We start from the raw sequence: 11370 nt of genomic DNA on the forward strand, positions 1-11370 counted from the left end.
TAGTTCATTAGCCATTGGTTCATTTGTATGGAAGCCAAATGCATGATTTAAACTTTTGGCTGAATTGTTATGTTGTTAAGAATTGTCCCATTATTAAAACCAAATTACAATTAACCAGTTTAAACGATTTTAACAGTTAACCTGATACCGGTAACAAAACTTTAATTTCAGTTCCAACCCCTTCCTGCGATTTAATGGCAATACTTCCCCGGTGCAAACGGATAATGTTTAAGGAAAGTGGCAAACCAACCCCATAACCTTTAAATTCATTGGTGTTAGATGCCCTATAGAAAGGCTCAAAAATATGCTGGATATCGGTCTGTGGGATGCCAATACCACGATCTGTTACCGAGATGGAAAGCATATTCATATTACTTTCTATACTAATGCTTACTAAATTCTCGTTAGAATATTTGCAGGCATTGTTCACAATGTTACTTATAGCCAGTTTCATCAGGTTTTTATTTATCCGCAATGAAAGCAGCTCATCATTATCTGGAAGTCTACTAAAGTCGATCTCTATTTTACTGTTGGGATGTACCTGGTTTACAGACGCTTTAATTTCCCATAACAATTCGTCCATCCGTACTTCTTCCCAAGGCTGGTTTTTTCCATTGAAACCTGATTGTGCCAAACCCAATAAACTGGTTAAAATATGCTCTAACCTTTCTGCTTCATTCTTGATTTTTGATAATGCTTTTTCCTGTTTGTCCTTATCCGATATGTTTTTCATGGCTAGTTCAACCTCTCCGCTAATGATGGTTAAAGGTGTCCTTAGTTCATGTGAGGCATTACTGATAAAATTATTCTGCGTTTCGAAAGCTGTCTCCAGACGGTTGAGCATGTTATTAAAGGTTTGGGCCAATTGTGACATTTCATCATTTCCTTTTTTAACATCTAATCTTAAATGTAAATTTTCGGCCTTTATTCTTTTTACACTTTTAATGATTTTTCGCAGTGGCATTAACATGTAGTTGGAAAATTTCCATCCCACCACAAATGACAGTATTACAGAAAGGAAAAAGCCAATGATTAAAATTCTTTGCAGGTCTTTTAACTCACGGAAACCAACAGGATCATTTGCAGAGACGATAACGATGTAACCTCCGTTCGAATTTTTAAAGAATTTACCAGCATAAAAGTGATTCTCTGTACGATAACGGGCTACATAACCTGCATTTATCCGGTTATAAAAACTGGCTGGTAATTCGCGGTCTAGTTTATTGGTTGGTTTTCCCGCTTCAACGATGTATTCTTTTTCAGATGGCAGGCGCTCCAGGTATCTGTTGCGCATTTTTGCGTAAACTTTATTATTGTCATCTTCGTAGAGTTTAATTTGGGCAGCAATATTCACCCTTGCTTCTAACCGCTTATAAAAATCTTCAAAGGCAAATTCATTAGAAAAATACCAAACAAAACCACTCAATAAGGAGATAATAACTGCAGATAAAATGGCAAAGAGTAAAGTGATTTTCTTGGCTATCTCCATTTATTTTTCCTTTAATATATAACCTAAACCTACCGCGGTATGGATTAGCTTTTGATCTGCATTTTTATCTATTTTTTTGCGGAGATAATTAACATAAACATCCACCACATTGGTACCAAGGTTAAAATCGATATCCCAAACGTTTTCCAAAATGTCTATTCGGGATAAAATTTTAGATTTGTTTTTGGCCATATACTCCAATAGCCGATACTCGGTTGCGGTAAGTACGATTTCCTGCTGGTTTCTTTTTACGGTTTTTGCGCTTAAATTGATCTGCAGGTCGCCTATAGAAATAATCTGATCTTGCGAAACTGCTCCGTGGTATCGCCTCAGCAGCATTCGGATCCTTGCAAAAAGCTCAGCGAATTTAAACGGCTTGATTAAATAATCATCTGCACCATTATCCAGCCCGTTTACCACATTTTCAGTAGTGCCCAAAGCGGTAAGCATAATAATAGGTGTATTGGGTTTTTGTTCCTTAATGATTTTGCAGAGTTCCAAACCGTTTATTCCAGGTAACATGATGTCAAGGATAATCAGGTCAAACTGATTTTCTAATGCCATCTGTTTTCCGATTAGCCCATCAGGGGAAATACTTACGGTAAATCCTTCGTCTGTTAAACCTCTCGAAATTACAGATACAACGCTCGGTTCATCTTCTACAAGTAATAAATTCATTTGATGGAAAAGTAATCTAAAAAACAGGAAATTGCAAAATATTAATTGATGGACAGAAGAGCTTTAATACTTTTTTAACCCAAAGCAGGGATAATTGTTTGATTGGGTTTCTATTGAAATAACAAAAAGAACTATCGACAGGATACAATAAAATGGTAGTCATTGCGAGAAGGAACGACGAAGCCTGCCGGCAACAGGCTGGCAATCTTTCATGTTGGTAATTTTTCCTATCAACCTCAGATCGATTATTCGCTAAATATAAATAGCTAATTTTTAGATGCCTATAATAATGAGATCGTCATGCTGAATTTATCTTACAAGTAGATATGATGTTTTCGATTGCCTTGTAGCTACTTCGTGGTCAGCATCTTTCCTGTTAAACCTCCTTGCTATAAGACCCTGAAACACCTGTCCGACCTGGCCGGGCGGAAGTTCAGGGTGACGACCGTTTATGCAAGGTGCAAAATAGCCCAAATTAAAGCACATTATTAATCGAATTCAGGTAATTAAGATTGCTTCCCCGAAAAGTCGGGACTGGCTATCGGCCTAAAAAGTCTATTCTCAATGACGATACCACGGTGAGGTGGATTATGTTGAATTATACTTCAACTAATATTCCGTCAAAAATATGGCGTGCTTCCGTGGTAAAATTTCTAATTCCCTTTCTCTGATTTCTCTTTCAGTGATTTCAATCCATCTTCAAAATCTTTGCCGATCATTTTATCCATAAATAAGCCAAACCATTTGTTGATGATGCCTTTGCTTTCTCCACTCATGGTCCAGGTTACTTTATGTCCGTTTCCGGCTTTTTCTATGTCGAAACGAGTATCTGCAATGCTTTCCATGGGCTTGATGAATTTCAGTTCCATGTCAACCATTTTATTCGCCTCTACTTTATTGATCAACATTTGTCCCGTACCATTTTTTTCTCCATTCCATTGGTACAGGTGACCAGGCTGAGCAACAGCACCAGTGATGGTGATTTTGGCTTTTGGATCCATCTTAGACCAGGCATTCCACTTATAGAATTCATGATAGTCAGCAATGTTTTTATAAATGATACTGTCGGGTGCAAGAATGGTGATACTCCGATTAACCGAATAGCTTTTTGGAAGAAAAAAACTGCCCCCAATAATGATTACTGCCAGCACGGCAATAATGCTCAAAAAGATTTTGAGAAATTTCATAACATAATTTTAGTTTGGTTAACTAAATTTATAAATAAAGCAGTTGAATTCAAAGCAGATCAACCTAAACAATTTTGATTTTCGATGAGGGAGTATTGATTTTAAAGTGCATCAGATCTGCAATAGATTGTGCTTTTTGTTTAATCAGTTCTGCATTGGGGCCTGCAAATAAATCGTCTACATTTTGAAAAAAGAGATCTTTCCAAATTTCAAATTGTTCATGCTGCAATGGCGTTTGTTTGTTAAGCGCAAAATGGGTTAACATGGGGTTCCCTTTATAAATTGCTTTACCGAAAAGGATACTTTCCCAAAAATCGTACATTTTCGGAAGGTGGCGACTCCAGTCTACTTTGGCAACATCAGTAAATATCGGGCCTATCTGTAGGTTAAGCGCAACATTCTTGTAAAATGTATCCACCAAAACGATGATATCTGCTCGATCATGAATATCTTTTTTCATGGTGCAATGATTTTAAATTTAAGAAACCTAGTGCAACTAATATCAGGAATTTAATGGTATCAATAACGATATACAGGATATGATGATAAGTTTTTACGGGGGCATGGCCTGCCAAAACCAGTTTTGCCCTTTCATCAAGTAATGGCAATAACCAAAAACTATCTATCATTAACAGGATGGTAACCGAAAAAAGCAAAATACTGCAAATGTTTTTTAATGGTGCTGGTAAAGAGCAGGCTAGAATGATAAGTAGCAATACAATTTCTATTTTATTTAGTGCCTGAAAAACCAACTGCCCTATGCCTAGGCCCAATCGGATGGTAATTCCTGGCGCCTGAAATTTTAATGGAGCTTCTAAAAAGCTAATTCCGCAAATTAATCCGGCCCAAAAAATAACACAAAAAATTGCGATTAACTTCTTCATTCAGTGCAAATATCAGATTGAACCACGCTTGAAAGAATGATTAAAGTCATTAATTGGGTTATTTCTGTTTGTAAAGCCGTAACCGCAATTTTTTATAATCGATAACAGCACTATACTGAATCAAAATGTCGCCACCAATGATACCAATTATGGGTGGGTGGCCAAACTGTTGGTAGGTATCGCTAACTGATTGAAGATCGAAGGCAACGGTTTCATAATCCCTGATTTTTAAGGTCCCGATTTTTAAAAGGGGAATTGTAGCCTGAATGGTAGTTGTAGTCGTAAAAAGTGTAGCCGCGTTAATCTCATCCGATACCTTTAATGTTTCAGCAAGGTGCTGTTCAATCAAAGATTTATCAAACACACTCCTTGAAGCGCCGGTATCCAGTACGGCCAGATGTTTCTCTTTGAAAACAACAACTTCCATCAAAAGATGGAAGCCGTCATCCTGTAAGTTAATCAGTTTTAAAGGGACTGAAATGGCTTTCATAGCAAATGTTTTGAAAGCCTAAATTAGGCTAATTAACCCGAAAACCATGTCAGGTAATCGTTATTTGTTTTTGATCATGTTTTTTACAAATTCCATTTCTGTATCGTAGCCGCTTAAATATTCTTCAATTTTTGGCTGTATCTCATTATCTGGCATTACCCCACGACCAAAAGGGATACCATTTTGTTTTTCTTCAACAACAAATTTAATGAGTGGGATCCGGCCGGTTAATTTAGAATTTGGCAGGGTATAATTAATAAAAAAGCCGCTGGTATTGCCATAATAGCTACCACCTGTTTCTTCGCCGATGAAACGGGCGTTGGTATAGTTTTTTGCCAGTGCTGCAAATTCCGAACCTCCTGAAAAAGATAAACCACTGATGAGGATATATAAATCGCCTTTGAAACGAATGGTCTGTGGCGTATCGCTTTTGTACTTTTCAGGAAGATCCAGATAACGCCCATCGTTGCTGCGATAAAATTCGCCTCTCAAATCTTTCTCGAAATCATCCCGTGAGTTTTTATCGCGATATTCGGTATAATCGAGAAACGAATAAGTAAAAGATGGGATTTCAGCGTATTTGTATTTTGGATATTCTTTGTCGACCAGGTACGACATCAGGTGGTCTTCCATGGCCTGCGCGCCGCCTTCGTTTCTCCGGATATCAATAATCAAATGTTTTATTTTACGATCAGCAATGTTCTGAAAACCCTTGGCTAAGAATTCTTTAAAGCCCTTTCTGCCGCCTGTATAATCGTTGGTCGAAAATGTATTAACGGTTAGTGTTGCCGTGCTGTTCAGTGTGTCTATCTTTAATGCAGCGGGTTCTTTATAATTGTAATTTGGGATAGATTTTGATTCTTTTGATACAAATTTTCCGTATTGCTTAAAACTTAAAGCTGGTATCTCGTTATAGTTAATCTTTTCACTGGTTTTTGGGTTAATCAGTTCAACATCAAAAAAATTGGGCTGTTGTTCAAAGAAACGCAGGTAATATTTGGAAAATGCTGTTTCTATCCAATGGTATTTGCTTGTGGTATTATAACCATCGGCTGGTTCAATTGTTAGAAGCTTCTCCAGAATGCTTTCAATGCTGTTGCCATTAATTTTAGAAATCAACATTCCTTTGGTTTTGTAATTGCCCAGATCGTTCAGGATGTAAACCTTTTTATCCAAAATCTTTACCAAAAACGGAAAGTACTTACCATGTTGCCTGATGTAATTACTCGTTTCTTCGGAAGGTTGGATTGCGCAATGGCCCTCTTTGGTATAGGTAACAACGGGCGCAACAATCTGATAAAAATCCAAAGCGTTCATCTGATCTTTTATCTTGCTTTTTTGCACATTACAAAGGCTATCAAATTGCGTGTAGGTATTGTACCACAAACCAATATGTGTTTCTATAAAAGCATTTTTCAGGATATCGAAATCTTGATGAAGGGCTTTGTAACTTAAGTTTTTTAACTTTTTCGGCGGGCTTTGTACCACAACCGAATAGTGACCCTCTTTTGAATTGGTGCTTTCGGATAGCGGTTTAACCGTAAGTATAAAGTTTTCCGTACTGTCTGGCGAAAAGACGATTTTTTCGCTGCCGAACCGGCCATTTGGCGAATCTACATCTTGTATGGTTTTGCCATGATGATCTTTTAATGTTACCGTAACATCTATTCCTTTTTGCTCAACTGTGATCAGGTAGTAAAAATCTTTTTTTAAATGGAAGCTGAACGAAGTTTCTTCACTCTGTTTGATGTTTAAATCAGCAGTAGTTTTATCTATTTTGATTGGAATAAGGTTTCGACCTACTTGCGCACGTACTGCGAGGCTGAAAAACAAAATAATAAGGATGGTAAGGCTATCTTTTTTCATTTTTTGTGAGCTATGATAGCAAAATTAAAGCTTAAATGCCTTCATCCGTTGTACGATATTGCAATTGGATTTAAGCCCTTTTATATTCGGATGGTGTTACTCCGGTAAACCTTTTAAAATGCCTTGAGAGGTGCGCCACATCATAAAAGCCGGTTTCGATAGCCACCTCCATTAAATCTGTTTCTTTAGTGAGCAGCTTTTTGCATTTTTCTATACGCTGTAAAAGGATATAATTGTTTGGCGTTAAACCCGTTTCGTGTTTAAATAAACGCAGGAATTTATATTTATCCAATCCGAAACGTTTTGCGCTGTCTGTTAATGAGAATTTTTCCATTAGGTTTTCACCGATAAAATCCTGAAATAATATTGTTTTCTTATCATTGAAATACATACTGGAGGCATAACGGGCAACCAATCTTTCTAGGACGTGTAACAACTCTTTTTCGAGATTAAGCGCTGAATTGTTAAAGTGTTTGGACAAATAATGAAAGCAGTTCACCAGGTCCCGATCGTAAATGATTTTATCTTCAAAAAATACATCGCGACCTTTGTTTAAGGTTCTGAGCACATCAGGCGCAATGTAAAATGTAAAAAATGAATTGCCCAGTTTATTGTCGCAAGGTGTTGCATGTACTTCGTTTGGGTTGGTAATTGAAATTGTTCCAATAGGTGCCTGTAGAAATTTATCGTTGAGCTTGGTATAAAAAGTCTGATTTAAGATCAGCGTAATATTAAAGTTGTTGTGTGTATGAAAGGGAAAATCAATGGTGTGTTTTCTAGCGTTTAACAACTCCAGACCATCCAAAATCGGGATTTTATGGTAGGTACTGATGTTGTGTGTATCAGTTAGTGTATTATCTACATCTTTGATTTTCAATTTTAAATTGTTTAAATTAATGGACTAGATAGAATCGTCATCTTGACTAAAACGCAGTGTAATGGCCGCCAGCGCGGACAGGCCTGCCCTTACAGGCGGGGAGGAATCTATGTAGACGGATTTCTATAGTTAGATTTCTCGACTTCGTTGCACTCCGCTCCAAAAGACGATTCAATGATTTTAAACCAGCTTCATTTCTGCCAGTACACTGTTCATATTTCTTACCGCATCAGCACTTTTGTTAAATGCTGCCTGTTCATTTTCGGTTAGTTTAAAATCGATGATTTTTTCCCACCCATTACGGCCGATAACTACCGGTACACCCAAACAGATATCGTTTTGTCCGTATTCTCCTTCAAGTGAAACGCAGCAGGTAAACAGTTTTTTCTCATCGCGTAAAACAGCTTCAACCAATGCCGCACCTGCAGCGCCTGGAGCATACCAGGCCGATGTTCCGATTAAACCTGTTAAGGTAGCACCACCAACCATGGTATCTGAAGCGACCTGATCGAGCGTAGCTTGATCCAATAAATTGCTTACTGGTAAACTTTGGTAAGTGGCTAAACGGGTTAGTGGAATCATGGTGGTATCGCCATGGCCGCCAATTACAAATCCTTGTAAATCATTTGGGTTACAATTTAATGCTTGTGATAAATAGAATTTGAAACGTGAGCTGTCTAAAGTTCCACCCATACCAATAATACGGTTTTTAGGTAAGCCCAACAATTTTAAAGCCAGGTAGGTCATCGTATCCATCGGATTACTGATCACAATGAAAATGGCATCAGGAGAGAATTTTAAAATATTTTCGGCAACACCTCTAACAATACCCGCATTAATGCCAATTAATTCTTCGCGGGTCATTCCGGGTTTACGTGGGAGCCCAGATGTGATCACCACTACATCCGAACCAGCAGTTTTACTATAGTCGTTCGTTACCCCAGTAATTTTGGTGTCGAAGCCTAAAAGGGTTGCAGTCTGCATCATGTCGATTGCCTTACCTTCGGCAAAACCTTCTTTAATATCCAATAATACAAGTTCGCTCGCCAATTCTTTGCGGGCAATGTGATCTGCACAAGTGGCACCAACTGCGCCTGCGCCAACAACCGTTACTTTCATATAATTATATTTTAGTGGTTTGCTTTCGTTAAATACCTACCGAAGGTATAAATAAATATAAGTTTAAAAAATGCATTTTAAAACTTTATAATTTAATCGGGGTTTACTTAGTAAGTACTAAACAGCAATTTTTGTGTTCAGAAATTATGGAAAACAAACCCATTTCAAATATCGATTATAAAGCCTTTGAGGGTAAATGGTATTCTTTATATTCAATCCCGACTTTATTGGATAAACATTGGAAACAGACGACCGAAACCTACACTTTGGTTGATGATGATCATTTCGATGTATATACTACTTATCACAAGGATGGGAAACCTGAAGAAAAATCGATCACCTCAAAACTATTTTTTGACGGGGAAAAAGCTGATGGTGATATGAAAGCCCAGTTTCTATGGCCTTTTAAAATAGGCTATTGGATTATAGAACTGGCTGATGATTATAGTTATGTGGTTGTAGGGCATCCCGATGAAAAATACCTTTTTATTATGGCCCGTGAGCCAAAGATGGAAGCAGATTTACTAGTGCATATTATAGAAAGATGCAGGCAAAAGGGATACGAGGTAAGTGAGTTGGTGAGCCAGGAGCATTTTTAACAGTTTACAATTTGCAGTTTGCACGCTAAGAGCATATTTAAAGTTAAATTAAATTTATTCCGTATGTCAGTCTGAGCGGAGCCGAATACTATTTAATGGTATTAGGAAGAAATTCGACTACACTACCATTGACATAATCCATTAGTCCGTTCCGTCATTCTCGCGCACGCGGGAATCTTAATGCAAGCGCTTTAAGATTCCCAATCAACTTGAGAATGACGATTCCTCGATGGAATATTTCCTGTCAAAATCGGCTAATAAAATGTTTGTGATGCTGAGCGCAGCGAAGAATCTTATCATTGTTCTAAGTGCTAAAGATTTATTAATGTGTTATGGAAAGGAAGTGCAGAAGCGTTTGGGTTTATGCAGTCCCACCATTCGCTATAGGCCCGATGAAGAATCGGGCGCTGCCGCTGCTGTCGGGTTTAGGTGGCGCCGACTGTGCTACTATCTTTGGTAATTAAACCCCTGCCCGTTGCAGCTACTATTAGGACACATCTTAAGTTTTAAATGCCGCAAGTTTCCAGCCTTGATAGATATCTTCAAATTTATCCAATCCTCTTTTTATTATAATGGGTCCTGCTGGTTGGGATCTAACATTTCCTTTCCATCCCCCAAGTCTTGCGATAATCCAACTTGCCCAGGAGAGTTTGTCTTTTCGGTATGGATTAATCGTTTTCGGTGTTTTTGGCAGATGATTTTTCTCAATAGCTTCCAGACAATCAATTTCCTGTTGATCAAACACTTCCTTAAGCTCTTGACAGTCCTCTTTGCCATAGGCCAGATAAAGCTGCATCACCCTCAGTGCTGCATTTAATACCATCAAAAATAGTTTTCTAATTGCCCATCCTGTTTCCAACTGGCTCTCTTCTATCTGAAAACCTTGTTTTTTTAGTATGCGGAACAGTTGCTCGATATACCATCGCTGTGTATACCGATAAACTATCTTCAGGGCTTCCTCTAAGCTTAAGGTGGGCTGGTCTGTGAGCAGCCTCCAGCACACGCCATCTTTGGTGTCATTATTCTTTTCCCTTGCTTCTATAGCATATAGTTCTTTTTCTTCAGCTATCTCTTTGCCAACTCCGTTCCTTGGCTTTTTGATACTTACCTTTTGACACCTTACCTCCATTTCCACGACTCTTTTGGTTTTATCTTTGCGCAGGTCGGCCGGTAAGGTTAGTAGGTATCCGCCCAGAACTGGGGCGTTCCTCAATACCGAATGTAATTTGGAACCATCAGCCAGTCTTCGGTTATCCCTGCTCCGGATGATCAAACTGGTACGGGAATCTGGAACTAAACAGAACTGCTCATAGATATCGCCCTCTCTATCCTGGATAATGGTAACATGGGCTGCCTGTGATAAAACATCTTTGGTTTTCTTGCCCGCTTTAATCCATTTATAAGATTCCTTTTCTTCAATCGCTTCTGTTTTGTAAACCTTGGTGGTATTATTCGACTTGTCCCTGGTTCTGTGCCATAACTGGAGGTCGCAATAGCCCAATATGTCTTCACTACCGGCATCAAGTACCAAACTCACATGGGAAAGAAATCCTAACCTGTTTTATTCCCAACCAAACCGAGTCCACTTCCAGGTTTAATGTTATTGGCATTTTTGCTTAGACCGAAGGAACTGGTATCCTGAATTACCAATACATCTTTACCCATCGTGTTTTTAACACACCGCTGTATCATCTCTTTAATCAAAACGGACTCATTAACAGCCTCATTGCCCAGAAAACGATAAAAACCTCTCTGTTCTGCTTCATTTTTTGTAGCTGAATGAATGCTGGAGCTCCTGCTTTGAAGTAGGGATGAAGATATCAGCTCTGCTCGACGCTCTAATCGTTTATCTCCCAAAAGCCCATCAAAATCTGGTTTATGTCCTATGCGATCCATTCTGCAAAGATATTTTTTATTTGTGTCCTAATAGTAGCCGTTGCAGGCGGGCGATTGCAGTGAACATTCCGATCCTTCATCGGAATAAAACGGAAAGCGGGACTGAAATCCTCCATGAAAAACCGAACCCTACATTTCCAGAAAAAATAAATATTTCATTGAATAATTGCCTTTAAAAACGATAGCATCGTTTCGATATGGATGTAATCGTTAGGAAACGATGATAATCATCTTTCTATTTTAAACCTTACAGGTTTTAGAAACCTGTAAGGTCTGTCGGCCGAT

Annotated in this window: 12 protein-coding genes; 1 reads left to right on the forward strand and 11 read right to left on the reverse strand. The window is 38.3% G+C overall.

The window, feature by feature from the left end:
• Positions 1-136: 136 nt before the first annotated feature.
• The 9 genes from PGN18_RS16645 to mdh all read right to left on the reverse strand — a co-directional run bounded on the left by PGN18_RS16645 (position 137) and on the right by mdh (position 8590).
• The gene (locus tag PGN18_RS16645) at positions 137-1489 is read right to left on the reverse strand and encodes a sensor histidine kinase (RefSeq protein ID WP_335320731.1); all 1353 of its coding nucleotides are present in this window, start codon (positions 1487-1489) and stop codon (positions 137-139) included.
• Positions 1490-2167, reverse strand: coding sequence for a response regulator transcription factor (locus PGN18_RS16650; protein WP_335320732.1), 678 nt, complete (start codon positions 2165-2167; stop codon positions 1490-1492). It lies immediately after the preceding gene.
• 653 nt (positions 2168-2820) lie between these two features.
• Positions 2821-3354 carry an SRPBCC family protein gene (locus tag PGN18_RS16655; protein ID WP_335320733.1) on the reverse strand — a complete coding sequence of 178 codons (534 nt, stop codon included), beginning with the start codon at positions 3352-3354 and terminating at the stop codon, positions 2821-2823.
• A gap of 64 nt (positions 3355-3418) precedes the next feature.
• Positions 3419-3814, reverse strand: coding sequence for a group III truncated hemoglobin (locus PGN18_RS16660; RefSeq protein WP_335320734.1), 396 nt, complete (start codon positions 3812-3814; stop codon positions 3419-3421).
• Positions 3795-4238 (reverse strand): hypothetical protein, encoded by a 444-nt coding sequence (locus PGN18_RS16665; protein ID WP_335320735.1) that lies wholly within the window; start codon positions 4236-4238, stop codon positions 3795-3797. Before PGN18_RS16665 ends, PGN18_RS16660 begins: the two co-directional genes overlap by 20 nt.
• Positions 4239-4296: 58 nt before the next feature.
• On the reverse strand, positions 4297-4728 hold the full coding sequence (locus PGN18_RS16670; protein WP_335320736.1) for an aspartyl protease family protein: 432 nt from the start codon (positions 4726-4728) through the stop codon (positions 4297-4299).
• Positions 4729-4788: 60 nt separating this feature from the next.
• The gene (locus PGN18_RS16675) at positions 4789-6594 is read right to left on the reverse strand and encodes a S41 family peptidase (protein ID WP_335320737.1); all 1806 of its coding nucleotides are present in this window, start codon (positions 6592-6594) and stop codon (positions 4789-4791) included.
• A gap of 70 nt (positions 6595-6664) precedes the next feature.
• A complete protein-coding gene (locus tag PGN18_RS16680; RefSeq protein ID WP_335320738.1) occupies positions 6665-7471 on the reverse strand; it encodes an AraC family transcriptional regulator in 807 nt (268 codons plus the stop codon).
• Between the two features lie 180 nt (positions 7472-7651).
• Entirely contained in the window at positions 7652-8590 is a 939-nt protein-coding gene (gene mdh / locus PGN18_RS16685; protein ID WP_335320739.1) for a malate dehydrogenase, read from the reverse strand.
• A 146-nt stretch (positions 8591-8736) separates the two neighbouring features.
• Here mdh and PGN18_RS16690 point away from each other — a divergent pair, with 146 nt between their 5' ends.
• Positions 8737-9189, forward strand: coding sequence for a lipocalin family protein (locus tag PGN18_RS16690; protein ID WP_335320740.1), 453 nt, complete (start codon positions 8737-8739; stop codon positions 9187-9189).
• Positions 9190-9688: 499 nt separating this feature from the next.
• Here PGN18_RS16690 and PGN18_RS16695 read toward each other — a convergent pair whose 3' ends face one another.
• Complete coding sequence (locus PGN18_RS16695) at positions 9689-10726, reverse strand: IS4 family transposase (RefSeq protein ID WP_335320741.1); 1038 nt, start codon at positions 10724-10726, stop codon at positions 9689-9691.
• 14 nt (positions 10727-10740) lie between these two features.
• On the reverse strand, positions 10741-11085 hold the full coding sequence (locus PGN18_RS16700) for a transposase DNA-binding-containing protein (protein WP_335320742.1): 345 nt from the start codon (positions 11083-11085) through the stop codon (positions 10741-10743).
• Between the last annotated feature and the right edge of the window lie 285 nt (positions 11086-11370).

This window comes from Pedobacter terrae (genome assembly GCF_036946585.1).
GTDB lineage: Bacteria > Bacteroidota > Bacteroidia > Sphingobacteriales > Sphingobacteriaceae > Pedobacter > Pedobacter terrae_C.